At 66.5% G+C, this 26,560-nt stretch carries 23 protein-coding genes; 21 read left to right on the top strand and 2 right to left on the bottom strand.

The window, feature by feature from the left end; all coding sequences use genetic code 11:
• Positions 1-74: 74 nt before the first annotated feature.
• From cyoA to ACVWYO_RS19720, 9 genes are all read left to right on the top strand, one after another.
• Positions 75-1,187, top strand: coding sequence for a ubiquinol oxidase subunit II (cyoA, locus tag ACVWYO_RS19760; protein WP_457353727.1), 1,113 nt, complete (start codon positions 75-77; stop codon positions 1,185-1,187).
• Between the two features lie 13 nt (positions 1,188-1,200).
• Positions 1,201-3,219 carry a cytochrome o ubiquinol oxidase subunit I gene (gene cyoB / locus ACVWYO_RS19755; protein WP_457353725.1) on the top strand — a complete coding sequence of 673 codons (2,019 nt, stop codon included), beginning with the start codon at positions 1,201-1,203 and terminating at the stop codon, positions 3,217-3,219.
• Positions 3,216-3,854, top strand: a complete 639-nt coding sequence (cyoC, locus tag ACVWYO_RS19750) for a cytochrome o ubiquinol oxidase subunit III (protein ID WP_457353723.1) — start codon at positions 3,216-3,218, stop codon at positions 3,852-3,854. The genes cyoB and cyoC overlap by 4 nt, the downstream gene beginning before the upstream one ends.
• Positions 3,851-4,270: a cytochrome o ubiquinol oxidase subunit IV gene (cyoD, locus tag ACVWYO_RS19745; protein ID WP_457353721.1), complete on the top strand. Its 420-nt coding sequence runs from the start codon at positions 3,851-3,853 to the stop codon at positions 4,268-4,270. The genes cyoC and cyoD overlap by 4 nt, the downstream gene beginning before the upstream one ends.
• Complete coding sequence (locus ACVWYO_RS19740) at positions 4,267-4,962, top strand: SURF1 family protein (protein WP_457353719.1); 696 nt, start codon at positions 4,267-4,269, stop codon at positions 4,960-4,962. The genes cyoD and ACVWYO_RS19740 overlap by 4 nt, the downstream gene beginning before the upstream one ends.
• Positions 4,959-6,242: an ATP-binding protein gene (locus ACVWYO_RS19735; RefSeq protein ID WP_457353717.1), complete on the top strand. Its 1,284-nt coding sequence runs from the start codon at positions 4,959-4,961 to the stop codon at positions 6,240-6,242. The genes ACVWYO_RS19740 and ACVWYO_RS19735 overlap by 4 nt, the downstream gene beginning before the upstream one ends.
• Positions 6,239-6,781, top strand: coding sequence for a response regulator transcription factor (locus tag ACVWYO_RS19730; protein WP_457353715.1), 543 nt, complete (start codon positions 6,239-6,241; stop codon positions 6,779-6,781). The genes ACVWYO_RS19735 and ACVWYO_RS19730 overlap by 4 nt, the downstream gene beginning before the upstream one ends.
• 75 nt (positions 6,782-6,856) lie before the next feature.
• Positions 6,857-7,969 carry an NADH:flavin oxidoreductase/NADH oxidase gene (locus tag ACVWYO_RS19725; RefSeq protein WP_457353713.1) on the top strand — a complete coding sequence of 371 codons (1,113 nt, stop codon included), beginning with the start codon at positions 6,857-6,859 and terminating at the stop codon, positions 7,967-7,969.
• A gap of 42 nt (positions 7,970-8,011) precedes the next feature.
• Complete coding sequence (locus ACVWYO_RS19720) at positions 8,012-9,421, top strand: alginate export family protein (protein ID WP_457353711.1); 1,410 nt, start codon at positions 8,012-8,014, stop codon at positions 9,419-9,421.
• Here the strand turns inward: ACVWYO_RS19720 and ACVWYO_RS19715 are convergent.
• Positions 9,418-11,784, bottom strand: a complete 2,367-nt coding sequence (locus ACVWYO_RS19715; protein WP_457353709.1) for a putative bifunctional diguanylate cyclase/phosphodiesterase — start codon at positions 11,782-11,784, stop codon at positions 9,418-9,420. The two genes, ACVWYO_RS19720 and ACVWYO_RS19715, sit on opposite strands and share 4 nt — an antisense overlap.
• 1 nt (position 11,785) lies before the next feature.
• A complete protein-coding gene (locus ACVWYO_RS19710; RefSeq protein WP_457353707.1) occupies positions 11,786-12,346 on the bottom strand; it encodes a methylamine utilization protein in 561 nt (186 codons plus the stop codon).
• Between the two features lie 171 nt (positions 12,347-12,517).
• Here ACVWYO_RS19710 and ACVWYO_RS19705 point away from each other — a divergent pair, with 171 nt between their 5' ends.
• From ACVWYO_RS19705 to ACVWYO_RS19650, 12 genes are all read left to right on the top strand, one after another.
• Positions 12,518-13,411: a DUF3034 family protein gene (locus ACVWYO_RS19705; RefSeq protein WP_457353705.1), complete on the top strand. Its 894-nt coding sequence runs from the start codon at positions 12,518-12,520 to the stop codon at positions 13,409-13,411.
• A gap of 15 nt (positions 13,412-13,426) precedes the next feature.
• Positions 13,427-13,891 carry a group I truncated hemoglobin gene (locus tag ACVWYO_RS19700; protein ID WP_457353703.1) on the top strand — a complete coding sequence of 155 codons (465 nt, stop codon included), beginning with the start codon at positions 13,427-13,429 and terminating at the stop codon, positions 13,889-13,891.
• Positions 13,892-13,960: 69 nt separating this feature from the next.
• Positions 13,961-14,575, top strand: a complete 615-nt coding sequence (locus ACVWYO_RS19695; RefSeq protein WP_457353701.1) for a TetR/AcrR family transcriptional regulator — start codon at positions 13,961-13,963, stop codon at positions 14,573-14,575.
• Between the two features lie 324 nt (positions 14,576-14,899).
• Positions 14,900-15,295 carry a hypothetical protein gene (locus tag ACVWYO_RS19690; RefSeq protein ID WP_457353699.1) on the top strand — a complete coding sequence of 132 codons (396 nt, stop codon included), beginning with the start codon at positions 14,900-14,902 and terminating at the stop codon, positions 15,293-15,295.
• The gene (locus ACVWYO_RS19685) at positions 15,292-16,563 is read left to right on the top strand and encodes an efflux RND transporter periplasmic adaptor subunit (protein ID WP_457353697.1); all 1,272 of its coding nucleotides are present in this window, start codon (positions 15,292-15,294) and stop codon (positions 16,561-16,563) included. Before ACVWYO_RS19690 ends, ACVWYO_RS19685 begins: the two co-directional genes overlap by 4 nt.
• 133 nt (positions 16,564-16,696) lie before the next feature.
• Positions 16,697-19,906: an efflux RND transporter permease subunit gene (locus ACVWYO_RS19680; RefSeq protein ID WP_457353695.1), complete on the top strand. Its 3,210-nt coding sequence runs from the start codon at positions 16,697-16,699 to the stop codon at positions 19,904-19,906.
• Positions 19,907-19,915: 9 nt separating this feature from the next.
• Positions 19,916-21,319, top strand: a complete 1,404-nt coding sequence (locus tag ACVWYO_RS19675) for an efflux transporter outer membrane subunit (RefSeq protein ID WP_457353693.1) — start codon at positions 19,916-19,918, stop codon at positions 21,317-21,319.
• A 254-nt stretch (positions 21,320-21,573) separates the two neighbouring features.
• Entirely contained in the window at positions 21,574-22,023 is a 450-nt protein-coding gene (locus tag ACVWYO_RS19670) for a MarR family winged helix-turn-helix transcriptional regulator (protein WP_457353691.1), read from the top strand.
• Complete coding sequence (locus tag ACVWYO_RS19665) at positions 22,020-24,065, top strand: FUSC family protein (protein WP_457353689.1); 2,046 nt, start codon at positions 22,020-22,022, stop codon at positions 24,063-24,065. Before ACVWYO_RS19670 ends, ACVWYO_RS19665 begins: the two co-directional genes overlap by 4 nt.
• Positions 24,062-24,268: a DUF1656 domain-containing protein gene (locus tag ACVWYO_RS19660; protein ID WP_457353687.1), complete on the top strand. Its 207-nt coding sequence runs from the start codon at positions 24,062-24,064 to the stop codon at positions 24,266-24,268. The genes ACVWYO_RS19665 and ACVWYO_RS19660 overlap by 4 nt, the downstream gene beginning before the upstream one ends.
• A complete protein-coding gene (locus ACVWYO_RS19655; protein ID WP_457353685.1) occupies positions 24,265-25,149 on the top strand; it encodes an efflux RND transporter periplasmic adaptor subunit in 885 nt (294 codons plus the stop codon). Before ACVWYO_RS19660 ends, ACVWYO_RS19655 begins: the two co-directional genes overlap by 4 nt.
• Positions 25,146-26,549 carry an efflux transporter outer membrane subunit gene (locus ACVWYO_RS19650; RefSeq protein WP_457353683.1) on the top strand — a complete coding sequence of 468 codons (1,404 nt, stop codon included), beginning with the start codon at positions 25,146-25,148 and terminating at the stop codon, positions 26,547-26,549. The genes ACVWYO_RS19655 and ACVWYO_RS19650 overlap by 4 nt, the downstream gene beginning before the upstream one ends.
• Positions 26,550-26,560 lie beyond the last annotated feature (11 nt).

Raw genomic sequence — 26,560 nt, 5'->3', positions numbered from 1 at the left:
GCTTGCTGCACCGCAGCGAGGATTGGACAAAATGTCCAATGGGACGCACTCGGTTTGGGGCTTAGCTGCGCGGCATGATCCGATCTCCCTCGCTCCTCCGCCCCGCACTTGCGGGCCTCGCGCTGCTGGCGCCCGCCGTGCTCGGGGGGTGCAGTACTGTTGTCCTTTCCCCTGCAGGCGATGTTGCGCAGCAACAGGGCGACCTCATTGTCATCGCCACGTTGTTGATGCTGATCATTATCGTGCCGGTGATGGCGCTGATCGCGATCTTCGCCTGGCGGTATCGCCAGACCAATACCGATGCGCCCTACAATCCCGAATGGCACCACTCGACCGCGCTCGAACTGGTGATCTGGGCAGTGCCGCTGCTGATCATCATCTGCCTGGGCGCGGTGACGTGGACGAGCACGCACCTGCTCGATCCCTATCGCCCGATCGGCCGCATCGACGCGACTCGGCAGGTGGCGCTGAACGCCAAGCCGCTGCGCGTTCAGGTCGTCGCGCTCGACTGGAAATGGCTGTTCATTTATCCTGATTATGGCATCGCCACGGTCAATCAGCTGGCCGCGCCGGTCAACCAGCCGATCGAGTTCGACCTGACCTCGTCCGATGTCATGAACGCCTTTTACATCCCCAGTCTTGCCGGCATGATCTACGCCATGCCGAGCATGACGACCAAGCTCAACGCGGTTGCGAACAAGCCGGGCAATTATCCGGGTTTCTCGTCCAACTTCAGTGGCGACGGCTTCTCCTATATGAAGTTCCGCTTCTTGGCCGGCTCGCAGTCCGACTTTGACGGCTGGGTCGCCAAGATCCGGGCGAGCGGGACTATGCTCGACCGCGCGACCTACCTCAAGGTCGCCAAGCCCAGCATGAACCATGCGCCGACCTTCTATTCGGGCGTTGCGCCCGGGTTGTTCAACGCAGCCGCCAACAATTGCGTCGCGCCGGGCCGGGTCTGCATGGATGCGATGATGCGCGCCGATGCTGGCCCCCACCATGCCGAGCATGGCGAAGGCCACGCCAACAACAACGACGCGATGAAGATGTCGGCAATGCCGATGCCGATGGCCAAGTCGGACGCTCCCGCTGCCGTCAGCGACACGACCGCCAAGAATTCCGCCCAAAGCACAGCGCGCCTCGCCGGCGCAGGTTTGCCGATGCCCGGCGACCGGAGGACCTTCTGACATGATGCCCCCGATGAGAGACGTACACCCAGTGGTCAGCCCGCTCCTCGGGCGTCTGACGCTCGACGCGCTGCCGCTCCATGAACTGCCCGTGCTGCTCGCCTTTGGCGGCGTTACGGTCGGCGGCATCGCGCTGCTTGCGATCATTACCTACTTCAAGGCGTGGGGTTGGTTGTGGCGCGACTGGTTCACGAGCGTGGACCACAAGAAGATCGGCATCATGTATGTCATCCTTGCGCTGATCATGTTCCTGCGCGGCTTCTCCGACGCGCTGATGATGCGTGCGCAGCAGGCGATGGCGTTCGGCGACAACGCCGGCTATCTCCCGCCCGATCACTATAACCAGATCTTCACCGCGCACGGCGTGATCATGATCTTCTTCGTGGCGATGCCGCTGGTCGTCGGCCTGATGAACTTCGTCGTGCCGCTGCAGATCGGCGCGCGCGACGTGTCCTTCCCGTATCTCAACAATTTCAGCTTCTGGCTGACCGCGTCGGGCGCGATCATCACGATGATCTCGCTGTTCGTCGGCAACTATGCGCGCACCGGCTGGCTCGCCATGCCGCCGCTGTCGGGGATGGAGGCGAGCCCCGATGTCGGGGTCGACTATTATATCTGGGGGCTGCAGATCGCCGGGCTCGGGACCTTGCTGTCGGGCGTCAATCTGCTCGCCACCATCGTCAAGATGCGCGCACCGGGCATGACGCTGTTCAAGATGCCGATCTTCGTCTGGACCGCGCTCTGCACCAACACGCTGATCGTCGCCGCCTTCCCGGTGCTGACCGCGGTGCTCGCGATCCTGTCGCTCGACCGTCTGCTGGGGATGCAGTTCTTCACCAACGGCCTCGGCGGCAACCCGATGATGTACGTCAACCTCATCTGGATCTGGGGCCACCCGGAGGTCTACATCCTCATCCTGCCGGCGTTCGGCATCTATTCGGAAGTCGTCGCGACCTTCTCGCGCAAGCGCCTCTTCGGCTACACCTCGATGGTCTATGCGACGATCGTCATCACAATCCTCGCCTATCTCGTCTGGCTCCACCACTTCTTCACGATGGGCTCGGGCGCGAGCGTCAATTCGTTCTTCGCGATCACCACGATGATCATCTCGATCCCGACGGGCGCGAAGATCTTCAACTGGCTGTTCACGATGTACCACGGCCGTATCCGCTACGAATTGCCGATGATGTGGACGGTCGCCTTCATGCTGACCTTCACGATCGGTGGCATGACCGGTGTGCTGCTCGCCGTGCCGCCGGCCGACTTCGTGCTCCACAACTCGCTGTTCCTGGTGGCGCATTTCCACAACGTCATCATCGGCGGCACGCTGTTCGGGATGTTCGCGGGCATCAACTTCTGGTGGCCCAAGGCGTTCGGCTTCAAGCTCGACCGGGTGTGGGGCAAGCGCTCCTTCTGGCTGTGGGTGGTCGGTTTCTGGACCGCCTTCGCGCCGCTTTACGTGCTCGGCCTGATGGGCGTGACGCGTCGCCTGAGCCACTTCGACGACGCTTCGTACCAGCCCTATTTCATCGTCGCGGCAATCGGCGCGCTGATGATCGCGGGTGGCATCGGCTGCATGGCGATCCAGTTCTTCGTCAGCATCCGCGACCGCAACAGCGCGCGTCTGCTCGACCTGACGGGCGATCCCTGGGATGGCCGCACGCTCGAATGGTCGACCTCGTCGCCGCCGCCGGACTACAATTTCGCGTTCACCCCGATCGTGTATGACAATGACGCCTTCTGGGACATGAAGACGCGCGGGTTCGAGCGTCCGACGGCGGGCTTCAAGGCCATCCACATGCCCAAGAACGCCGCGGCCGGCGTCATCATCGGCCTGATCAGCGTCGGCTTCGGCTTCGCAATGATCTGGTACATCTGGTGGCTGGCGATCGCCTCGATGCTGGCGATGCTCGGCGTGACGATCTGGCACTCGTTCAACTACAAGCGGGATTTCCACATCCCGGTCGAGGACGTGATCCGCACCGAGGATGAGCGCACGCGCGTCCTCGCAGCGCAGAAGGTGGTAGCATGAGCGCCGAACTGACCTACGAGCCGACCGCCAATGGCGAGACGCCGGTGTTCTTCGACCTCGACGAGCATGACCATCCCGAAGGCGGCAGCACGATGCTGGGCTTCTGGATGTACCTGATGAGCGATTGTCTCATCTTTGCGGTGCTGTTCGCCTGCTACGGCGTGCTCGGCCACGGCTATGGCGGCGGCAAGGGTCCGAAGGAGCTGTTCGAGCTGCCGCTGGTCGCGTTCAACACCGCGATGCTGCTGTTCTCGTCGCTGACCTACGGCATCGCCATGCTGACGATGGAAAAGGGCAGCGTTCGCCAGGTCCAGTTCTGGCTGGTCGTCACCGGCCTGTTCGGCCTGACCTTCCTCGGCGTCGAGATGTACGAGTTCAGCAACCTGATCGCCGAGGGCAATGGCCCGTCGCGCAGCGCGTTTCTCTCGGCCTTCTTCACGCTGGTCGGCACGCACGGGTTCCACGTCACCTGCGGTCTGATCTGGTTGACGACGCTGGTGATCCAGATCGGTACGCATGGCCTCGGCCAGGCCAATCGCCGGCGCCTGCAGTGCCTGAGCATGTTCTGGCATTTCCTCGACGTCATCTGGATCGGCGTCTTCACCATCGTCTATCTCATGGGAGTGCTCGGATGAGCGCCGATACGCACAGCGCACATGCGCCCGAATATGACGCCGGCGCCGGCGGACACCATGACGCGCATGGCGACGACGTGCCACACGGCTCGATGCGCGACTACGTCATCGGCTTCGTCCTCTCGGTCATCCTGACGGCGATTCCGTTCGCGCTGGTGATGACCGGGGCGCTCGACCACACATGGACTGCGATCCTGGTGCTCGGCTCGGCGCTGATCCAGGTGTTCGTCCACATGATCTACTTCCTGCACATGAAGACGAGCAACGAAGGCGGCTGGTCGTTCCTCGCGCTGCTGTTCACGCTGATCGTCATCGTCATCACGCTGTCAGGATCGATCTGGGTGATGTATCACATGAACGCCAACATGATGCCGATGAGCCCCTCCATGTCGTCCGAGACGATGAGCCAGCAATGAGGCGATCCCCCGCGACGATGGCCGCGCTGCTGGTCGTCGCGGGGGCGCTGTGCGCCGGTTTGATCGGGCTGGGTATCTGGCAGATCGAACGGCTGAGCTGGAAACGGACGCTGATCGCTTCGGTCGAACAGCGCGTCCACGCCGCGCCGATCGCGGCACCCGGCCCTGATCGATGGGCCGCCGTCACCGCCGCGCAGGACGGTTATCGCCACGTGCGAGTCGCCGGCCGCTATCGCGATGAAGCGACCGTGTTCGTCCAGGCAGTGACCGAGCGCGGCCCCGGTTTCTGGGCGATGACCCCACTCCTGTCCGACCGTGGTTTCACTGTCCTGATCAATCGCGGCTTCGTCGCGACGCGCCAGGCTCCGGCCGGTGGTGCCGCGAGCGTCTCGGGATTGCTACGCCCAAGCGAACCCGGCGGCGGCTTCCTGCGCAGCAATGATCCCGCTGCGAACCGCTGGTATTCGCGCGATGTCGCGGCAATCGCCGCGGCCCGAAAGCTTGGCCCGGTCGCACCCTATTTCATCGACGCCGATGTGGGACCTCCGGGTCGCGTGCCGGTCGGTGGGCTCACCGTCATCCGCTTTTCGAACAATCATCTGGTCTATTCGCTAACCTGGTTCGCGCTCGCAGCGATGGTCGCCGGCGCGGCCGCGATGCTTGTTCGCAGCCAGCGGCGCGGCGCGGCATGACTGCCCCGCTCCCCCCGCTCGACACTACCGGGCGCGACAACCTCCGGCAGTTGATCAATCTGCGCTGGCTCGCCGTCGGGGGCCAATTCGCCACAGTTCTCGTCGCGCAATTCTTCATGGGGCTGACGCTGCCGCTCGTGCCGATGCTGCTCGTCATCGGCGGGCTCGTCCTGCTCAACATCGTCAGTCTCTCGCAACTGCCGCGCCGCGTCGCGATCTCGAATGGCGAACTGTTCGCCAGCCTGTTGCTCGATGTCGGCGCGCTGACCGCGTTGCTCTATCAGAGCGGTGGCGCGACCAACCCGTTCATCGCGCTGTATCTCGTCCAGATCGTGCTTGGCGCCATCCTGCTCGAGGCCTGGTCGAGCTGGGCGCTGGTCGCGGTGACCAGCGCGGCCTTCGCGTTGCTCGCCGAGGTGCACATGCCGCTGCTGCTGCCGCAACGCTTCGCCTATGGCTGGAGCGACCTGTACGTGCTTGGCTCGCTGATCTGTTTCGTGCTGATCGCGGTGCTGATCGTCGGGTTCGTCACGCGGATCAACCGCAACCTCAGCATGCGCGACGCACGCCTCGCGACGATGCGCCAGCAGGCGGCCGAGGAGGACCATATCGTGCGGATGGGGCTGCTCGCGACCGGCGCGGCGCACGAACTCGGCACGCCGCTCGCCTCGCTCTCGGTGATCGTCAACGATTGGGGCCATTCCCCCGCCCTGCGCGCGCAGCCCGGGCTCGCGGAGGAGATCGAGGACATGCGCGTCGCGCTGACGCGCTGCAAGACGATCGTCACCGGCATCCTGATGGCGGCAGGCGAGGCACGTGGCGAGCATCCGACGATCACCAGCGTCCATCGCTTCTGCGATGAAGTCGTCGCCGAGTGGCGCGTACAGAATTCGGAAGAGGCGATCGTCTTCCGCAACCGCTTCGGCAGCGATCGCGCGATCGTCGCCGATACCGCGGTCAAGCAGATGATCTGGAACCTCCTCGACAATGCCAAGGAAGCCTCGGGGCAGCCGATCACGCTCGAGGTCGCACGCGACGGTCCGTCGCTGCTGTTCGCGGTCAGCGATACCGGGCCCGGCTTCGCGCCGGAAATGCTGGCCAATATCGGCAAGCCATATCACTCGACCCGCGCCCGGCTCGGCAGCGGGCTTGGCCTCTTCCTCGTCGTCAACGCGATGCGCAAGCTCGGTGGGACGGTCGAGGCGCGCAATCGCGCGGCTGGCGGCGCGGTGGTGACCTTGACATTGCCGCTCTCGGCACTGGAGTGGAATGGAGCATGAGCGACAAGCATCTGTTGATCGTCGAGGACGATGGTGCCTTTGCCCGTACGCTGCGACGCTCGTTCGAGCGCCGCGGATATGTCGTCGAGGTTGCCGCGGACCAGGCAGCGGTGACGACCGCGCTCGCCGAACGCACCCCCGAATTTGCGGTGGTCGATCTCAAGCTCGGCGCGACTTCGGGGCTTGCGTGCGTCCAGGCGATCCATGCGCATGATGCAACGACGCGGATCGTCGTGCTGACGGGCTATGCGAGCATCGCGACCGCGGTCGAGGCAATCAAGCTCGGTGCGAGCAACTATCTTGCCAAACCGTCGAACACCGACGATATCGAGGCGGCGTTCGGCCACACCGACGGCGCGACGGCTGGCAATATCGACACGCCGCTGACCAATCGCCCGACCTCGATCAAGACGCTCGAATGGGAGCATATCCACCAGACGCTCGCGGCGAACAACTTCAACATTTCCGAGACCGCACGGCAGCTCGGGATGCACCGGCGCACGCTGGCGCGTAAGCTCGAGAAACAAACCGTCAAATAAGCGCTGGGTCGGGTGTGACCTGGTGCGTCCAAATTCTGGTTCGTGCGTTGCAGCGACGTCACCGGGGAGACGTTCATGCCAGGCCCAAAATTGTTCGAGCCGCTTGCCGTCGGCACGCTTGCGTTGCGCAACCGCATCGTGATCGCCCCGATGTGCCAATATTCGGCGGTCGACGGTGCAATGACCGATTGGCACCTCATCCATCTCGGCCATCTCGCACTGTCGGGCGCGGCGCTGTTGACGATCGAAGCGACCGCGGTCCTGCCCGAAGGCCGGATCAGCTATGGCGATGTCGGGCTGTGGGATGACGCTACCGAGGCGGCCCTCGCTGGAGTTATCGCGGGGGTTCGCCGCCATTCGGACATGCCGATCGCGATCCAGCTGTCGCATGCCGGTCGCAAGGCATCGACCGAGCTGCCGTGGCGCGGTGGCAAGCAGATCGCGCCTTCTGCCCCGAACGGATGGCAGACCGAAGCGCCTTCCGCGACCGCCTTTGCCGAGGGCGAGAACGCTCCGGTCGCGCTCGATCGCGACGGGCTGGCGCAGGTCCGCGACGCCTTTGCCGCATCCGCCACACGCGCGGCGCGGCTCGGGATCGATCTGGTCCAGCTCCATGCGGCGCATGGGTATCTGCTGCATCAATTCCTCTCGCCTTTGTCGAACCGGCGCGATGACGAATATGGCGGCAGCCTCGAGAACCGGATGCGCTTTCCGCTCGAAGTGTTCGACGCGGTGCGTGCGGCTTTTCCGGCGGACAAGCCGGTTACGATGCGTGTCTCGGGAACCGATTGGGTCGAGGGCGGCTGGGATATTGCGGGCACCGTCGCCTTCGCCCGAGCGCTCGAAGCCCGCGGGTGCGCGGCGATCCACGTGTCGAGCGGCGGGCTCGATCCGCGCCAGGCGATTCCGGTCGGGCCATCGTATCAGGTCCCGCTTGCACGCGCGGTCAAACAGGCGGTCGCGATGCCCGTCGTCGCGGTCGGATTGATCACCGAATATGACCAGGCCGAGGCGATCGTCGGGACGGGCGACGCCGATATGGTCGCGCTGGCGCGGACGATTCTCTACGATCCGCGCTGGCCATGGCATGCCGCGGCGCATCTCGGCGCGCATGTGGTCGCGCCCGAGCAGTATCTACGCTCGCAACCGCGCCAGTACAGCCGCTTGTTCGACCGCCCGGACACCTGATCGCCACGCTCTTCGGCTGCAAGACAAACCAAGGATAGCGCGATGAAGATGCTTTCATTGGCGGCGACGGCGTTCGGCCTTTCGCTGGCGCCACTCGCTGCGCACGCCCAGTCGCTTCCAGCGTCGCCCGCCTCCTCGACCGAGAAACCCGGCAAGGAAGAGACGGCGCCCAAAAAAGACGAGACCGGGTTGATCGTCACCGCGTCGAGCCGGCTGCGCTATGAAACCGTCGATGGCCGCCCGCGGCCAGGCCTCGCCACCGCCGAGGATGCGCTCGAGCTGCGCACCGGCATCGCGGTCGAATATGGCCCCGGCCCGCTCTCGATCGGGGGCGAGCTGATCGACAGCCGCGCCTATCTTACCGGCACGCGGACCGCGATCGGGACGAACGAGGTCGATGCGCTCGAACTGCCGCAGGCGTATCTCAAGCTGCGGCTACATGACGCGCTCGGTCGCGGAAACACGCTGAGCGTCGAGGGCGGCCGGTTCCTGATCAATCTCGGATCGGGCCGGCTGATCGCGACCGACGAATATCGCAACACCGTCAACGGCTTCACCGGTCTGCGCGGCGATCTCAAGCTCGGAAAACGGCTCGAGGCGACACTTTTCTACGTGCTCCCGCAGGAACGCCTCCCCGACGCCGACGCTGCGGTCAGAGCAAACATGGTCGTGTTCGATCGCGAGACGTTCGACGACGTGCTGTTCGGCGGCTATGTCCATCGCAAGGAGGCGCTGGGGTCGGCGCAGGTCGAATTCGCCTATTATCGCCTCGCCGAACATGACTCGCCCGGTCGCGAGACCGCCGACCGCCGCCTCCACACGATCGATGGCCGGATCTTCAGCGAGGCGAAGGCGAGCGCGGTCGATTACGATCTCGAGGGCGCGTATCAGTTCGGCCATGCCAGCGCATCGACGCTGGCGACCGCGCGCTCCGGCGATGTCGCGGCGGGCTTCGCGCACGCGGCGATCGGCTACAGCTTTGCCATGCCGTTCAAGCCGCGGATCGGCGTGTTCTACGATTATGCAAGCGGCAACGGCCGGGGCGGCAGCTTGAACCGCTTCGACACGCTGTTCGGCAGCCGACGCGACGATCTCGGGCCATCGGGCACCTATGCCGGGCTCGCGCGCGAGAATATCAGCGCACCGGGCATCCGTTTCGAGGCCAAGCCCGGCAAGCGCGTCGAAGCGCTGCTCGACTATCGCGGCATCTGGCTCGCCTCGCGCTACGATCGATTCTACGGCGTCACCGACGCGACCGGGCGTTCGGGCGATTTCGGCGGTCAACAACTCGAGGGACGTCTGCGATACTGGCTGGTGCCCGAGCACCTGCGGCTCGAAAGCAATTTCGCCTTGCTCTACAAAGGCGACGTCCTCGAGAATGCGCCGACCGCGCTGGCCTCCGCCCAGCACGTCGCGCGCTTCCTAGAATTCAACGTCCAGGCCAGTTTCTAGGCCGCCGCGCTCATTGCGCTGCCGATCATCGCCTCGACCAGCTCGCCTTCGATCGGTCTGCTGAAGAGATAGCCCTGAATGCTGCTGCAGCCCTGGCCGCGCAGCTCGCTCAACTGGTCGCGGTCCTCGACGCCCTCGGCGGTCGTCTCCATGTGGAGCGCGGTCGCGAGATCGACGATCGCGCGGACGATCGCGGCGGCGCTCTTGTCCTCGGCGACCGCGTTGACGAAGCTCTTGTCGATCTTGATCTTGTCGAAGGGAAAGCTGCGCAGATAGCTGAGCGACGAATACCCCGTCCCGAAATCGTCGAGCGCGATGCGGACCCCCATCGCACGCAACTTGTGGAGCAGCGTCACAACGACGGTCTCGCCGTCGAGGAATACCGACTCGGTGATCTCGATCTCGAGCCGGTTGGGGGCAAGGCCGCTATGACTGAGCGCCTGAAAGATGACGTTCGGGAAGCCCGAATTGCGGAACTGCAGCGGCGAGACATTGACCGCGACACGGACATGCTCGGGCCAGGCGGTTGCCTGACGGCAGGCCTCCTGCATCACCCAATCGCCGATCGCGATGATCAGCCCCGTTTCCTCGGCGACCGAGATGAATTCCATTGGCGGGACATTGCCGCGCGTCGGATGTTCCCAGCGCAGCAGCGCCTCGAACCCGCCGATCCGGTCCCGCTTGAGATCGAAGATCGGTTGAAAGTTGAGCCGGAACTGGCCGCCCTGGATCGCCTCGCGCAGATCGAGCTCGAGCATGCGGCGCTTGCGCGCAGCGGCATCGAGCGCGGGCTCGAAGAAGCGGAACACGCCGCGCCCGTCCTGCTTGGCGCGGTACAGCGCGAGATCGGCATTCTTGAGCAAGGCGTCGCTATCGGCGCCGTCGTTCGGACTGATCGCGATGCCGATGCTGACCCCGGTCGCGATCTGATGCCCTGCGACCGTGATCGGCGTGCGCATCTCGTCGAGGATCGCCTGGGCGAGCGCGCGTGGGCGATCCGTATCGCCGCGATCGTCGAGGATGATCGCAAACTCGTCGCCGCCCAGCCGCGCGACGACGGCGTCATTGGCGAGGCGCGACAGCGTAGCGCCCATACAGCGCAGCAATGCGTCGCCGATCGGGTGGCCAAGCGAATCGTTGATCCCCTTGAACCCGTCGAGATCGAGGCACAGCAGGGTCGTTCGCTCGCCGCGTTTGAGCGAGCGCAGCAGGTCGCTTTCGAGCTGCTGGCAGAAATACGTCCGATTGGGCAGGCCGGTCAGCGTATCGTGGAAGGCGAGATGCGTGATGCGATGTTCACGCTCGACGATCCCGGCGGACATCAGGTTGAAGCTGGCGGCAAGCCGACCAACCTCGTCGTCGCTTTCGATCAGCAACTCGGTACGATTGCCCTCCTCGAGCGCACGCGCCGCAGCGTCGAGCGCGGCGATCGGACGGGCAATCCCGTTGGCGAGGCGGCGGCTGCCGAGCAGGACGAGCAGCAGGCCGAGGATCCCGGCCAGGGCGATGCCGATCTGCATCGTGCGATACCCTGCCATCGCCGCAGCCCATGGGTAACTGAGCAGCAGGATCGCAACGGGTTTCCCGGCGGGGCCGTTGAGCGGCTTGGCCAGTGCGAGCGCATCGCCGCCGGGCAGCGACAGCAGTCCGGGCTCGCTGCGACCGCCGATCGCGGTCGCGGCGAAGGCGTCGAGCGCGGGTCCGGGCTTGATCCAGTCCGACACGCCGGCCCACGATCCCTGCGGATCGCGCGCCAGGATCGTCGCGGTCAGCGGGATTGACGAGAAGTGCTGCAACGCCGCCATTTCGCGAAGATCAAGCGGAAGCGCGAATATCACCCAGCCGATGTCATCGGGCGCAAGCACTGGCGCCACGATCAGCCGAAACACTCCGGTTTTCGTCACGATCACCGCGTCGGTCCGCCCCGGCGCCAGCGTCGTCGGTACGCCTGCCACCGCACGCCGGACGTCGGCGGGGCCGGACCCGAAGACCCGCCCCGCGGGATCGACGAAAAACGCCTGGGGCACGTCGGCCCGTGCGCGCAGCGATCCGAGCGCGGATTCGATCGTCGGGCGATCCCCGCTGGCAACCGCCGAGCGGAAACCGAAATCGCGCGTCAGCACCGAGGCGCTGTCCCCCAGCGCGCGCGCGCGCATCGCCCAGATCCGATCATAGACGCTGCCGCTGGTGCGCAGCTCGGCGCGGACCGCATCGCGCGCCTGCCCCCAGATGACGAGCTGCCCGACGATCGCGACGGCCAGCAGGCAGACGGCGAACAGCACGCCATATTGCACGGCGAGCCGCGTCCGCAGGTGCCGGAAGCGCCAGCGTCGAAGCGCCGGCAGGGCCGCGGCAAGGGACATGTCAGCGTCCCCGGATTGTATAGGTGGTGGCAAAGCCGGTCGGTGCGATCGTGGCGGGTTGGATCAGCATATTGTCGGGTGCCCGGATCGATGGATGCCATACCCGGATCGTCGCGCCGCCCGCCGGGACGCCGGTGATCGTCGCATGGCCGTTCGCGTCGGTCTGCACCGCATAGGGCGTCTCGACGACGAAGACATAGCCGTTCATCGCGTCATGGATGTTGCATCCGAGCGCGACCACGCCGGGCTTGTCGAACACCACCGAACGGGTCTCGTCCTTGCCATAGAGCTTGAGATCGAACTTGCGCGGCTTGGAAAAGGAATAGACGTGATGCCTGACCTTGTCGCGATTGGGAAAGGTCACCGTAGCGCCGACCGGCACGATCAGGACATGAGGGACGAACGCGATATTCTGTTGCGCCATCGCGTAGGGCGGGTCGAATTTGATCGGCCCGGCGGGTTTGCGCGGCGTGTCGAGCGTTATGACCGCGCCGGCGAGGGGTTTGCCGTCGCTCCCGCGGACATCGACGCTGACCGTCGCGGCGATCGCTTCGGCTGGCAAAAAGACAGTCGCGAAAACGACTGCGTACGCTAGAAAACATCCATCCATCGACTCGTCGATAGGGGCGATCCGTAGAGAATTCCTGAATCCCGCATTCACGAAAAGACAAGGAAACCGCGCTAGCCGGAGCACCACCGCAGCGGTTGTTTCCCGCTGCGGACGGGGCGTACCATGCGTGCTTTTGTAAGATGTCTGACGGTCGCGGTGCTCGGCCTGGTCCTCGCGAGCCTGCTCGGCGCGCAGCCTGCCCAGGCGCGCGAGTTGCGACAAGGCGGCAAACTGCTGCTGACCGGCGGAGTCTCGACCGTTGAGGGCGCAGCCGGCGGCGGTCTGGCGACCTGGGCGTTGATCGCGGGCAACGAAACCGATGCGGGGATCGGCGGCAGTGCGCATGCAACGCTCGTCGCGCTGCCCGATTTCGATCTCAAGAGCATCGGCGGCGCGATCGGGTTCCACAATCGGATCGAGCTGTCCTACGCGCATCAGCGCTTCGATACGCGCCAGGCGGGCGCGGCGCTGGGTCTGGGGCGCAATTTCACCTTCGGGCAGGACGTGTTCGGCGCCAAGCTGCGCGTGATCGGCGATGCGGTCTACGATCAGGATCGCATCCTCCCGCAAATCGCGATCGGGGTGCAATATCATCGTGCCGAGAAGGCGCCGGTGATCGCCGCGGTCGGCGGGCGGCACGCGCAGGGCACCGATTTCCTCGTATCCGCGACCAAAGTCGTGCTCGCGCGCAGCCTCGTGCTCGACGCGACGCTGCGCGTCACCAAGGCCAACCAGTTCGGTCTGCTCGGCTTCGGCGGCGACCAGAGCAATGCCTATCACGCAGCGTTCGAAGGGTCGGCCGGGCTGTTGGTCTCGCCGCGTCTGCTGCTCGGCGCCGAGATCCGCACCAAGCCCGATAATCTCGGCTTCGCGCGCGAAGAGAAAGCGGTGGATGCCTTTGCGGCGTGGCAATTTCAGCGCCATCTGGCGGTAACCGCGGCCTATGTCGATCTCGGCAGCATCGCGACCGTCAAGCGCCAGCGCGGCGCATTCCTGTCGATCCAGGCCAGTTTTTGAGATAGGTGCTCGACCATGTTGCTTCTCGCTTTGGCGCTCGCACTTCAGACCACCCCGCCCGGCGAGGACCCGGTCGATCCCTATCCGCAAAGCAATGCCAATGCCGGCGCGACCCCGTTCACGGGAACCGCGATGCTCACCGCGTTCCACGGCCGTGCGGGGATTGAACGGATCGCCGACGATCTCGTCACGCGGATCGTGGCCGACAAACGAATCGCCGACATCTTCAAGGGACAGGACGAAGTGCGGTTGCGGCGGCTGCTCAAGGAGCAGTTCTGCTACATTCTCAATGGCGGCTGCGCCTATAGCGGGCGGACGATGCGCGAGGGGCACAAGAATCTCGGCCTGCAGACCGCCGATGTCGGCGCGCTGGTCGAGGACCTGCAGGCGGCGATGCGCCGGGAAGGTGTGGCCTTCCCCGCGCAGAACCGTTTTCTCGCCAAGCTGGCGCCGATGAAGCGCGTGGTCGTCGAACGCTGACATGCCACGGCCTGCAGCGATTGTGACACATCTGGACGTTTCGCCGCGAACGCCTATATACCGAATGGTATGAATAGCGTTTGCTCCATCTCGCCCCCGAAAGGGAGGCCACGCGAGTTCGACATCGACGTGGCGCTGGGCCAGGCTTTGCTGGTGTTCTGGCGTAACGGTTACGAAGCCGCGTCGATGACCGAACTGACCGCCGCGATGGGGATCACCAAGCCGAGCCTGTATGCCGCGTTCGGCAATAAGGAGCAGCTCTTCCACAAGGCGCTCGACCTCTACGAACGCGAGAAGCTCGCCTATATGACCTCGGCGCTCGAAGCGCCGACTGCGCGCGCCGTCGCCGAGCGGCTGCTCCGTGGATCGCTCGAGATGCAGATGAGCACCTGCGACCCCAAGGGGTGTCTCGGCGTGATCAGCGCCGCGACGTGCGGCGCCGAGGCCGAGCCGATCAAGGCCGAAGTCGTCAAACGCCGCGCATCGTCCGAGGCTGCGCTGATCAAGCGCTTCGCCGAGGCGCAAAGCGCTGGCGAATTTCCCGACGGCATGACCCCCGAGGCGCTCACGCGGTTTCTCTTCGCGATCCTGCAAGGTATTGCGCTGCAAGGCGGATCGGGCGCGACCTGCGCCGAGCTGTCGCAACTCGTCGAAACGAGCATGGCGGTTTGGCCGACCCAATAAAAACTTGCTGCAAATTATTCTGACCGGTACAGAATGCAGTTGACGCACCGCACAACCCCTTTATATACCGATTGGTATTGAAGCTGGATCCTAACGCGGACCCGGTAGCGGCAAAAGGGTCTGCGCCCATGACCATCCCGATCACCTGACCCACAGCCCGGCGGCCAACCGCTGGGCTTTTCTGAAAATTTTATTGGCCAATCGGCAGGATGCACGCGCTTCCTGCAGTGGCTTGTCACGCCCATCGGGCGGCCGTTGCGGACGAACGTCGCTCCGCAACGCCGGTCGCTCATCCGTCCGCCAAAGACCCATAGGGGGAATTTCATGGCCTATCTGGACCTCGACAACATGTTCGCCGCGCCCGTCGCCAGCCGCACCCAGTCGCCGGCGGCGGTCAAGGCCGCCGGCTTCTCCGCACTCGAGTGGAGCGTCATCGCGCTCGCCCAGCGCGACACGCTCGGCAGTCTCAACACGCCGGGACGGCTGTCACGCGCGCTTGGCGGCCTGTTCGGCGGCGGCACCACGTCACGGCTCGCCGATCCGAAACTCGAAGCGCTACGCCGCGCCGCGGTCCATGCACGCCATCGTGGCTTTGCCCTGCCCTCGTCCGAGGTCGCGCATTTCCATTCGGTCGGCTTCAGCGAAGCGCAACTCGAGACGCTGGTTACCAGCGTGACCGGAATGCGTGTCGGCCGAACCGACCGGAGGACCTTCGCATGAACATGATAACACCGATCGACACGCCGCACGATCTTCGCAGCGGTTCCGATGCGCACCCTCCAAGGCATCGCAATCGCTGGCAGAAGCGCGCGCTCATCGTCGTCCCGATCGCGATCGCCGGGGTCATCGGGGTCAGGCTGTTCGATCATTCCGACGCCGTCGCGGCGCTTCCGCCACCCGCCGCCGTGACGATCGCGACCCCGCTGGTGCGCCAGATCAGCGAGTGGGACGATTATGTTGGCCGCTTCGCCCCGAGCCGCAGCGTCGAGGTCCGTCCGCGCGTCGCAGGCGAAGTGACCGGGGTACATTTCCACGACGGCGACGTCGTCAAGCAGGGCCAGTTGCTCTTCTCGATCGACGCGCGCCCCTTCGCCGCCGCGCTCGCCGAGGCGCGCGCCAACGAAGCCAGTGCGCAGAGCGCGCTGGTGCTGGCGCGAACAGATCTCGGCCGCGCCACGCGCTTGGTTGCCGATGATGCGGTGTCGGCTGGTGAAGTCGATGCGCTGCGTGGCAAATTGCAGGCGGCACAAGCCGGACTGGCCGCCGCCCAGGCGCGCGTCCGCGCGCGCGCACTGGATGTCTCTTTCACCCAGATCCGCGCGCCGATCGGCGGGCGCATCTCGGACCGCCGGGTCGATGCAGGCAACCAGGTCGCCGGCGGCGAAGGCACCGGCGGCACGGTGCTGACGACGATCAACGCGCTCGACCCGATCTACTTCACTTTCGACGGCTCCGAGGCGCTGTTCCTCAAGACGCAGCGCAATCGCCAGCCGGGCGCCGCGGCGCCTGCAGTCGAGATCCAGCTCCAGGACGAAACCAGCCATCGCTGGAAGGGCAAGCTCGATTTCACCGACAATGGGCTCGACACGCATTCGGGCACGATCCGCGGGCGCGCGGTGCTGTCCAATCCCGGGCTGTTCCTGACCCCGGGAATGTTCGGCAACATGCGGCTGGCGAGCGCCGGGACCAAGGCGGCGCTGCTCGTTCCCGACGATGCGGTACAGACCGACCAGGCGCGCAAGATCCTGCTGACGGTCGACGCCAACAATGTCGTGACCGCCAAACCGGTCGTGCTCGGTGCAGTGGTCGATGGGATGCGCGTCGTCCGATCGGGCGTGGGCCCGCAGGATCGCATCATCATCAAGGGCACGCAGATGGCGATGCCCGGGGCAAAGGTTGCGCCGACGCTCGGCAAGATCGCGGTGTCGGCCGATACCACGGCGCCGACCGCGCAGCCGATCGCGGGCGAAGCGACCCTGTCGAAATAAGCGCCTCTTCCCCGGCATCGGCCGGGGCGCAGCTGGGATGCCCTCTCGGCTTTAGAAACTGCCGTTCCGCCCCTGCCCCACGGCCTTTTGCCGGGGAAGGTCAGGTCGTGGGCGCCGTCCAAGGACATGCATCATGCGCTTCTCGCGCTTCTTCATCACCCGGCCGATCTTCGCCGGGGTCATCGCGGTTATCATCAGCATCGTCGGGCTGATCGCCTATTTCAGCCTGCCGGTGTCGCAATATCCCGACATCGTCCCGCCGACCGTGACGGTCAGCGCGACCTATCCCGGCGCCTCGGCCGAGACGGTCGCCGAAACCGTCGCCGCGCCGATCGAACAGGAAATCAACGGCGTCGACAACATGCTGTACCAGTCGTCGCAATCGACCGGCGACGGCAAGGTGACGATCACCGTCACCTTCAAGATCGGTACCAACCTCGATGCCGCGCAGGTGCTGGTGCAGAACCGCGTCGCGGTGGCCGTACCGCGGCTGCCCGAGGACGTGCAGCGGCTTGGCGTCGTGACGCGGAAAACCAGCCCCGACTTCCTGATGGTCGTCAATCTGGTCTCGCCCGACAATTCGCTCGATCGCGGCTACATCTCCAATTACGCGCTGACGCAGGTGCGCGACCGCCTCAGCCGCATCGACGGCGTCGGCGACGTGCAGCTGTTCGGCGCGCGCGACTATTCGATGCGCGTGTGGATCGACCCCGGTCGTGCCGCTGCGCTCGACCTCACTGCGGGCGAGATCGTCGCGGCGCTTCGCGTCCAGAACGTCCAGGTCGCAGCGGGCACGCTCGGCCAGCCGCCTTACGCCACCGGCCCAAGCGGTTCTGGGGCCTTCCAGCTCAACGTCGAGACGCAGGGCCGCCTCACCGACCCCAAGCAGTTCGCCGACGTGGTGATCCGCACCGACAAGGACGGCCGCCAGGTCAAGGTCTCCGACGTCGCCCGCGTGGAACTCGGCGCGCAGGATTATGGCGCCAACACCTATCTCAGCGGCAAGCCGACCGTCATCGCCGCCGTCTTCCAGCGCCCCGGCTCGAACGCGCTCGCCGCCGCGCAGGCGGTGTCGGCCGAGATGGAGACGATGTCGAAGAAGTTCCCAAAGGGGCTCGCCTACAAGGTCATCTACAACCCGACCGAATTCATCGCCCAGTCGATCGACGCGGTGAAGCATACGCTGATCGAAGCGATGATCCTCGTCGTGCTCGTCATCCTCGTCTTCCTCCAGAAATGGCGCGCGGCGATCATCCCGATCGTCGCGATCCCGGTCTCGCTGATCGGCACCTTCGCGGTGCTCGCGGCGGTCGGCTACTCGCTCAACAACCTCTCGCTGTTCGGTCTGGTGCTCGCGATCGGCATCGTCGTCGATGACGCGATCGTCGTGGTCGAGAATGTCGAGCGCAACCTCGAACACGGGCTCTCCCCGCTCGAGGCGGCGCGGAAATCGATGGACGAGGTGTCGGGTGCGCTCGTCGCGATCGTGCTCGTGCTCTGCGCGGTGTTCATTCCGACCGTGTTCCTCACGGGCCTGTCGGGCGCCTTCTACCGCCAGTTCGCGGTGACGATCTCGACCGCGACGATCATCTCGCTGCTGCTCTCGCTGACGCTGTCGCCCGCGCTCGCGGCGATGCTGCTCAAGCCGCATACCCCGGCGGATTCGGGCTGGCGCCTGACACGCCTCGTCCGTCGCGCGGGCGACGCCTTCAATCGCGGGTTCGAGCGGATGAGCGAGGCCTATGGCCGCATGACGCTGCGCCTCGTCAGTGCCCCGCGGAAAATGATGCTGGCGTACGGCGCCCTGATCGCGCTGACCGCCGTCGTCTTCACGATCACGCCGTCGGGTTTCGTTCCCGCGCAGGATCAGGGCTACTTCCTGACGATCATCCAGCTACCGCCGGGCTCGGCGGTCGATCGCACCGATGCGGTGATGCAGAAGGTCGCCAAGCGCATCCTGCCGCTCGCCGGGGTCAAGGGCGCGGTGATGCTCGCCGGGTTCGACGGCCCATCGCAGACGCTCGCGCCCAACAGCGCGGCGGCCTACATCCCGCTCAAGAGTTTCGAAGAACGCCGCAAGCTCGGCGTGACGCTCGCCTCGATCATGGGCGAGGCGCAGAAGGCCACCGCCGACATCAACGAGGCGCGCCTGCTGATCGTGCCGCCGCCGCTGATCCAGGGGATCGGCTCGGCCGGTGGCTATCGCCTGATGGTGCAGGACCTGCAGGGCCACGGCTATCAGGAGATGAGCAAGACCGCCTACGGCCTGATCGGCCAGGCGAACCAGACCAAGGGGCTGGCGCAGGTCTATACCTTCTTCGACACCGCCACGCCGCGCATCTTCGCCGATGTCGATCGCACCAAGGCGAACATGCTGGGTGTTCCGCCGGAGCGCGTGTTCGAGGCGCTGCAGGTCTATCTCGGCTCGGCGTTCGTCAACGACTTCAACCTGCTTGGCCGCACCTACCGCGTCACCGCACAGGCCGATGCGCCGTTCCGCAACACCACCGCCGATATCGCCAATCTGAAGACGCGGTCGAACACCGGGCAGATGGTGCCGATCGGCGCGGTCTCGACCTTCCGCGACAAGACTGGGCCGTATCGCGTCGTGCGCTACAATCTGTTCCCGGCAGTCGAGGTCGATGGCGACACCGCCAAAGGCAGTTCGTCGGGCCAGTCGCTCGTCGCGATGGAGAAGCTCGCCGACACCGCCCTGCCGACCGGGTATGCGCATGAATGGACCGGCATCGCCTTCCAGCAGAAATCGGCTGGCAGCACGGCAGGGCTCGTCTTCGGCATGGCGGTGCTGTTCGTCTTCCTCGTCCTTGCTGCGCAATATGAGAGCCTGACGCTGCCGCTCGCGATCATTCTGATCGTGCCGATGTGCCTGCTCGCCGCGATGACGGGCGTGAACCTGCGCGGGATGGACAATAACGTCCTGACGCAGATCGGGCTGGTCGTGCTGATCGCGCTTGCCGCCAAGAACGCGATCCTCGTGGTCGAGTTCGCCAAGCAGGCCGAGGAAGAGGATGGCCTGTCGCCGATCGAAGCGGCAGTGCGCGCCGCCACGGACCGGTTGCGGCCGATCCTGATGACGAGCTTCGCCTTCATCCTCGGCGCAGTGCCGCTGGTGATCGCCGAAGGGGCTGGCGCCGAACTCCGCCAAGCGCTCGGCACCGCGGTGTTCTTCGGGATGATCGGCGTGACCGGCTTCGGGCTGCTCTTCACCCCCACCTTCTACGTCGTCGCGCGCGCGCTGGCGCAGCGGCTCGAACGCCGCCGCCCGGCGCCCGATGCGACCTCTGGCCCCGCTGCCGCGCCTGCGCTGCAGCCAGCCGAATAGGAACGATCCATGAAAACCGTCCTGCTCACCAGCCTCTCTGCGCTCGCGCTCTCTGCTTGCGCCGCCGGGCCCACCTACGTCGCCCCGCTGCCCCCACCGACCGCCGCTGCGCCGTTCGTCACGGCGAATGCGGCGACGGTCACCGCCGATGCCGACCAGACCTGGTGGCGGATGTACCGCGATCCCGTGCTCGATGGCCTCGTCATCGATGCGCTTGCGGCGAACACCGACCTGCGCGTCGCGGTCGCGCGGCTCGACACGGCACGCGCCTCGCTGCGCGGGGCCAAGACCGACCGCGAGCCACAGATCGATCTTGGCGCGAGCGGCAATTACGCGCGGGCATCACAGTTGCAGAGCTTGCCGGGCTTTGCACGCGAGCGCGCAACCTACGATGTCGGGCTCGACGTCAGCTACGAACTCGATCTGTCGGGCCGCGTCCGCCGCAACGTCGAGGCAGCGCGCGGGGATGTGGGGGCGGCGCAGGCCGATGCCGATGCGGTGCGCGTGTCGATCGTCGCGGCGACCACGCGCGCCTATGTCGATGCCGCCTCCTCGGCCGAGCGGCTCGCGGTCGCGCGGCGAATCGTCGATCTGCTCGAAAAGTCCACCACGCTGACCGGCAAGCGCGTCGAGGCTGGACGCGCGACGAAGCTCGACCAGGTCCGCATCGCCGCCCTCCGCGATCAGCGCGCCGCGCTCATTCCGCAGATCGAGAGCGAGCGCCAGGCCGCGCTGTTCCGCCTGGCGACGCTCACCGGCCGCACGCCGCGCGACCTTCCGGCGACCGCCGGCGCGCGCGCCACCACGCCGCGGCTCGACCAGCCGATCCCGGTCGGCGACGGGGCGGCATTGCTCGGACGTCGGCCCGACGTCCGCGCCGCCGAACGCCTCCTCGCCGCGGCGACTGCGCGGATCGGGGTGCAAACCTCGCAACTCTATCCGCAAATCTCGCTCGGCGCATCGATCGGGTCGACCGCGACCACCGTTGGCGACATCTTCACCGGTGGCCCGGTGCGCTGGCTCCTCGGCCCGTTGCTCAACTGGTCGCTCAACCAGTCGGCGGCGCGCGCGAAAATCGCGGGCGCCAAGGCCGAGACGCGCGGCGCACTTGCGACCTTCGACGGCAGCGTGCTGACCGCGCTCGAAGAGACCGAAACCGCGCTCTCGACCTATGCGCGCGAACTCGACCGACGCACTCAGCTGCAATCGGCACGCGACAACGCCGGAACCGCTGCGCGGATCACGCGCGCGCGTCAGCGTGAGGGGACGATCGACTTTCTCGAAGTCCTCGATGCCGAGCGGACCTTTGCCGATAGCGACGCCGAGCTGGCGTCTGCCGACGCGCGGATCGCCGACGCCCAGATCGACCTGTTCCGCGCGCTGGGGGGCGGTTGGCAAGCCGCGCGAAGCTGATCCCGCGGGGGCGCCGCGCCCGCGAGACGGCGCGGGTACCCCGCGCCGACGGGCGTGAAATCGCCGATCGATCGCGAGCCCCGATGGCAAGGCGCAGTCGCAAGCCCGGGAGAAAGGTCGACCACCGGAGCGCCTAAGCGTCGACGCGTAAAATTCCGCCCATCGCGGACCCAAAGCGTTTTCGTTTCGTTGCCGTCGCATTCCGTCCTCGAGGGTTGCGATTGCGCCATGCATCATTACTTAGCACGCTAATGATGTCCGAACGATCTCACGTCGAAGCCGCGTACGCGCGCACCCTCCTGCCGCTCGCGCGTATGTGGCGGCAGTCGGCCGATCGTGCGTTGAGCGGGCTTGGTCTGTCGGCCTCGGGTGGATGGACGATCGTCCAAGTCGGGCGCCTCGGCGACGATGTACGACAGACCGACCTCGCCGCACAGCTCGACGTTTCCGCCGCATCCCTCGTCCGCGTGATCGACCAACTCGTCGCAGCTGAACTCGTCGATCGTCAGCGCGACGAAGTCGATGCACGCGTCAGCCGCGTGCGCCTCACCGAGCGCGGGCGCGCGCTGGTTGCGAAAATCGAAGCGGCGTTCGAGGCTTTGCGGCGCGAGATGCTCGCCGACGTCCCCGATGCCGATCTCGCCACCGCGCTGCGGGTCGCGGAGCAGCTTGAGGGGCGTTTTACCCGGAAGCGCAGCCGATGATGCGGGATCGCTTCGGCTGGAAGGAAGCGCTGTTCTCGGTCAAATGTCTGATCGCGGCGGTGCTCGCTTATTACATCGCGCTGCGAATTGGCCTCACCCGTCCGTATTGGGCGGTGACGACCTCGTACATCGTCGCCCAACCGCTGGCGGGTGCCGCGCTGTCCAAGGCGGCGTTCCGCGTGATGGGGACGGTGTTGGGTGCAGCCGCCGCGGTCGTGCTCGTGCCCAACCTCGTCAACGCGCCCGAACTGCTCTCGCTCGGGTTGGCGCTTTGGCTCGGCGTCTGTCTCTATATCTCGCTGCTCGACCGCACGCCGCGCGCCTATGTCTTCCTGCTCGCCGGCTATACGGCGAGCATCATCGGCTTTCCCTCGGTAGCGGCCCCCGACGCGATTTTCACCACGGCGGTGCTCCGCGTTCAGGAGATCACAATCGGAATCCTGTGCGGCGCCTTGATTCACGGCTTCGTCTTCCCGCAGACCGTCACCGCGACGCTGCTCTCGCGGGTCAATGCGATCCTTGCCGATGCCGAACGCTGGTCGCGCGATTCGCTCGCGGGGTTGGCCGACAGCCGGCTCGACCGCGACCGGCGGCGGCTCGCGCTCGATATCAACGAGCTGCACCAGCTCTCGATTCATCTGCCGTTCGACACCGCTCGGCTCCAGCCGCGCGTCCGCACGCTCCGCGCGTTGCAGGCCGAGCTGTCGATGCTGTTGCCGCTCGCCAGCGCAGTCGACGACCGGATCCGCGAATTGCTGCGCGGTGCCGACGCGCCGCGTCCCGAGGCGCTTGCGCTGATCGAGGACGTTCGCTCCTGGCTCGCGGCGGCGCCGCCGATGGCGGAACGCAACGCCGCTGCCGACGCGTTGATCGCGCGCGCGCGCGCGCTCGAGCCGTCGGTCGCCGAACCATTGCTATGGCGCGATGCGCTGCGCCTCAGCCTGCTCGCGCGGCTGGCCGAATTGATCGACGCGCACCGCAACGCGCGCGACCTGCTCGATCAGATGCGCTCTCCGTTGCGGGCGCCGCTCAACCCTGGTGTTGCAAGACTGTTGGCGCGGACCGCGCGGCGCCCACTCCACCGCGATCGCGGGATCGCGCTGCGCGCGGCGGCCGGAACGGTCGCAACGATCCTCATCGGCTGCCTGTTCTGGATCGGCACTGGCTGGGCCGATGGTGCGGGCGCCGTGCTGATCGCGGGGGTGTGTTGCGCGCTGTTCGGCAATAGCGATGATCCCGCACCTTCGATCATGGCGTTCTTTTACGGCACGATCCTCGGCCTGACCGTGGCGGCGATCTACGCCTTTGCGATCCTGCCGCGCGTTACCGATTTCGTGACGCTGATCGCCGTGCTCGCGCCCGCGATGCTCATCGGCGGAGTGTTCCTGTCGCGTCCGCGCACGACCCTGGTCACGCTCGGCGCGTTGCTCGGCGGGATCAACACGGTCGGCCTCAACGATCGCTACGGCGGGAGCTTCGACTCCTTCGTCAATGGCGGCATCTCGCAGCTGATCGGCACGATCTTCGCGGTCGTCACCGTCGGGCTGTTCCAGACGATCGGTGCCGACACCGCCGCGCGCCGGTTGATCCGCGCAGGCTGGCGCGAGTTGGCCCAGCGCAGCAACGCGAAGGGACCGCCCGACGCCGCTGGCTGGGTCGCGCGGATGCTCGATCGGATCGGCCTGCTCGCGCCGCGCCTCGCGCTGCAGGACAAGGATCCGGGCAAGCCTTTGCTCGATGCCTTGAGCGACCTGCGCGTCGGCGTCGCGATCGGCGAATTGCGCCAGTTGCGGCTCGACGGCACGCCGGACGATGCGGCGAACATCACGCCGGTGTTGCTGGGCGTCGGCGCGCATTATCGCGCCTTGCGGCCCGACCGCCCGGCCCCGCCCGAACCGCTGCTCCTCGCCGATCTCGACAGCGCGATCGGAAGCTTGGCCGGCAGTTCCGAACCCGCCCGCGCGCGCGCCGGAGTGCTGGCCTTGACGTCCTTGCGCCGCAACCTGTTCCCTGGCGCGCCGGCGTATGGAGTCGCAGCATGATCGGCGAAATCTCGATCGGCGGGGTGTTCGTCCCGACGATCCTGCTGCTGGCGGTCGCGGCCCTGGTGCTGACCGGCGTGGTGACGCGGCTGCTGACGGCATTCGGCGCCTATCGCTTCATCGCCTACCGCCCGCTCGTCGATCTTGCCCTGTTCTTCCTTCTCCTCGGACTCTTGTCCTTGCTGACCGGACCCTCGCTATGAAATCGCTGCTCGCCCCGCTTGGCCGTTCCGCCGTGACAATCGTGATCGTCCTGCTCGCGATCCTCGTCGCCATCTGGCTGTGGCATCGCTACGAGACCGATCCGTGGACGCGCGATGGGCATATCCGCGCGGATGTCGTCCGCATTACGCCCGATGTCGGCGGGCTGATCACGCAGGTCGCGGTGCATGACAATCAGCGGGTCAACGCGGGCGACATCCTGTTCGTGGTCGATCGCCCGCGCTTCGAGCTGACGCTCGCGCAATCCGACGCGGCGATCCAGAGTGCCCGCGCGACATTGCTCCAGGCACGACGCGAGGCGCAGCGCGATTTGGCGCTCGGCGATCTGGTCGCCAAGGAAACGCACGAGCAAAACGTCGCGCGCGTCGCGACCGCCAGCGCGGCGCTGGCGCAGGCGCAGAGTGCGCGGTCTACCGCCGCGCTCAATCTGGCGCGGACCACGGTGCGCGCGAGCGTCAACGGTACAGTGACCAATCTCGATCTGCATCCGGGCGACTATATCGCGGCGGGCGCGCAGGCGATGGCCTTGGTCGATGCCGACTCGATCCGCGTCGAGGGCTATTTCGAGGAAACCAAGCTCGGCAGCATTCATCTCGGCGATCCCGTGGTCGTCCATCTGATGGGCGAGCCGCGCGCCCTGAAAGGCCGAGTCGACAGCATTGCCGCCGGCATCAGCGACAATGAGCGCAGCGTCAGCGCCAACCAGTTGCCGACCGTCAACCCGACCTTCACCTGGGTTCGTCTCGCGCAGCGTATCCCGGTCCGCGTCAAGCTGGTCGCGGTGCCGCAGGGCGTCGCGCTGATCGTCGGGCGCAGTGCGACCGTGACGGTCGTCCCGCAGGCGCCGAAGGTGCGCACGTGAGACGCGGCCTTTTCGCGGGTGCGGGCGCGCTGCTGCTGGCGGGCTGCACCACCGCCGGACCGAACTACACGCTGCCTGATCCAGCCGTGGTCAACCGGCCGAGCGCGCAGGGCGCGTTCGACAGCGGCAAGGAAAAGCGCTTCGCCGACGTGCCGCTGCCCGATCATTGGTGGCAGCTGTACGGCGATGTGCGGCTCGATGGGTTCGTCGCCGAGGGGCTCGCCGCGAATGCCGATCTGCGCGTCGCCGACGCTAATCTGCGCCGTGCCGATGCCGTCGTGGCGGAAGTGGCGGCGGGGCGGGCGCTGTCGACTTCGCTTGGCGGCAGCGCGACGCTGTCGCTGCCCTATGGCACCGGCGGATCGCTGCCGGGGACGGTGGGGTACGATGTCGGGCTGTCGCTGGCTTACCCGCTCGATCTGTCGGGCCGGATTCGTCGCGGGATCGAGGCTGCGCAGGGCGATGCCGAGGCCGTCGCCGCCGCACGCGACAATGTCCGCGTGACGGTCGCCGCCGAGATTGCGCGCAGTTATGCCGCCGCTTGCACCGCCAACATGGTCCTCGCCGCCAACAACCGCGTCCTCGCGCTCCAGCGCCAGACGCTCGGCGTGACCCAGCGGCTCCAGCGCGGCGGGCGCGGCACCGCGTTCGACGTAACGCGTGCGCAGAGCGCCGTCGATCAGAGCGCCGCGCTGGTCCCCTCGACGATCGCGACGCGCACCGCCGCATTATACCGGCTCGCCACGCTCATGGGCCGCGCGCCGGCCGACTATCCGAAGGACGTGGCAAGCTGCGCGACCGCACCGACGATGCGCAAGCCGCTGCCGATCGGCGATGGCGCCGGCCTTATCGCGCGGCGTCCCGATATCCGCGCCGCCGAGCGCTCGCTCGCTGCCGCGACCGCGCGAATCGGCGTGGCGACCGCGAATTTGTATCCGCAGGTCAGCCTTGGCGGATCGGTCGGGCTGACCGGGCCGCTCTCGGCGTTCGGCTCGGGCGATGCCTTCCATGTCGGGCTGGGGCCGCTGATCAGCTGGAGCTTCCCCAACCGGCCGATCGTCCGCGCGCAGATCGCACAGGCGGGTGCCGCCGCCGATGGCGCGCTCGCGCAGTTCGACTCCGTTACCCTCGAGGCGCTGCGCCAGACCGAAACCGCGCTGTCGGCCTATGCGCGCGAGGCCGATCGCAATGCCGCGCTCGCCCGCGCACAATCGAGTGCCGCCACCGCCGCCAACCAGGCGGGCACGCTCTACCGCTTTGGGCGGACCGACTTCCTGTCGCTGCTCAGCGCACAGGCGGCGCTCACCACGGCGCGGGCGAACCTTGCCGCCTCGAACGCGTTGTTGGTCGATCGGCAAGTCGATGTGTTCAAAGCCCTTGGCGGGGGCTGGCAGTCCTGACACGCCGGCAG

The sequence above is a fragment of the Sphingomonas sp. UYP23 genome (assembly GCF_054059235.1).
The sequence above is the reverse complement of the archived record's forward strand: the minus strand, read 5'-3'. Positions and strand labels throughout refer to the sequence as shown.

Excerpts from the sequence above, each read along its gene's own strand:
- cyoA (WP_457353727.1), top strand. The coding sequence starts at position 75 with ATGATCCGATCTCCCTCGCTCCTCCGCCCCGCACTTGCGGGCCTCGCG.
- cyoB (WP_457353725.1), top strand. The coding sequence starts at position 1,201 with ATGAGAGACGTACACCCAGTGGTCAGCCCGCTCCTCGGGCGTCTGACG.
- cyoC (WP_457353723.1), top strand. The coding sequence starts at position 3,216 with ATGAGCGCCGAACTGACCTACGAGCCGACCGCCAATGGCGAGACGCCG.
- cyoD (WP_457353721.1), top strand. The coding sequence starts at position 3,851 with ATGAGCGCCGATACGCACAGCGCACATGCGCCCGAATATGACGCCGGC.
- ACVWYO_RS19740 (WP_457353719.1), top strand. The coding sequence starts at position 4,267 with ATGAGGCGATCCCCCGCGACGATGGCCGCGCTGCTGGTCGTCGCGGGG.
- ACVWYO_RS19735 (WP_457353717.1), top strand. The coding sequence starts at position 4,959 with ATGACTGCCCCGCTCCCCCCGCTCGACACTACCGGGCGCGACAACCTC.
- ACVWYO_RS19730 (WP_457353715.1), top strand. The coding sequence starts at position 6,239 with ATGAGCGACAAGCATCTGTTGATCGTCGAGGACGATGGTGCCTTTGCC.
- ACVWYO_RS19725 (WP_457353713.1), top strand. The coding sequence starts at position 6,857 with ATGCCAGGCCCAAAATTGTTCGAGCCGCTTGCCGTCGGCACGCTTGCG.
- ACVWYO_RS19720 (WP_457353711.1), top strand. The coding sequence starts at position 8,012 with ATGAAGATGCTTTCATTGGCGGCGACGGCGTTCGGCCTTTCGCTGGCG.
- ACVWYO_RS19715 (WP_457353709.1), bottom strand. The coding sequence starts at position 11,784 with ATGTCCCTTGCCGCGGCCCTGCCGGCGCTTCGACGCTGGCGCTTCCGG.
- ACVWYO_RS19705 (WP_457353705.1), top strand. The coding sequence starts at position 12,518 with ATGCGTGCTTTTGTAAGATGTCTGACGGTCGCGGTGCTCGGCCTGGTC.
- ACVWYO_RS19700 (WP_457353703.1), top strand. The coding sequence starts at position 13,427 with ATGTTGCTTCTCGCTTTGGCGCTCGCACTTCAGACCACCCCGCCCGGC.
- ACVWYO_RS19695 (WP_457353701.1), top strand. The coding sequence starts at position 13,961 with ATGAATAGCGTTTGCTCCATCTCGCCCCCGAAAGGGAGGCCACGCGAG.
- ACVWYO_RS19690 (WP_457353699.1), top strand. The coding sequence starts at position 14,900 with ATGGCCTATCTGGACCTCGACAACATGTTCGCCGCGCCCGTCGCCAGC.
- ACVWYO_RS19685 (WP_457353697.1), top strand. The coding sequence starts at position 15,292 with ATGAACATGATAACACCGATCGACACGCCGCACGATCTTCGCAGCGGT.
- ACVWYO_RS19680 (WP_457353695.1), top strand. The coding sequence starts at position 16,697 with ATGCGCTTCTCGCGCTTCTTCATCACCCGGCCGATCTTCGCCGGGGTC.
- ACVWYO_RS19675 (WP_457353693.1), top strand. The coding sequence starts at position 19,916 with ATGAAAACCGTCCTGCTCACCAGCCTCTCTGCGCTCGCGCTCTCTGCT.
- ACVWYO_RS19670 (WP_457353691.1), top strand. The coding sequence starts at position 21,574 with ATGTCCGAACGATCTCACGTCGAAGCCGCGTACGCGCGCACCCTCCTG.
- ACVWYO_RS19665 (WP_457353689.1), top strand. The coding sequence starts at position 22,020 with ATGATGCGGGATCGCTTCGGCTGGAAGGAAGCGCTGTTCTCGGTCAAA.
- ACVWYO_RS19660 (WP_457353687.1), top strand. The coding sequence starts at position 24,062 with ATGATCGGCGAAATCTCGATCGGCGGGGTGTTCGTCCCGACGATCCTG.
- ACVWYO_RS19655 (WP_457353685.1), top strand. The coding sequence starts at position 24,265 with ATGAAATCGCTGCTCGCCCCGCTTGGCCGTTCCGCCGTGACAATCGTG.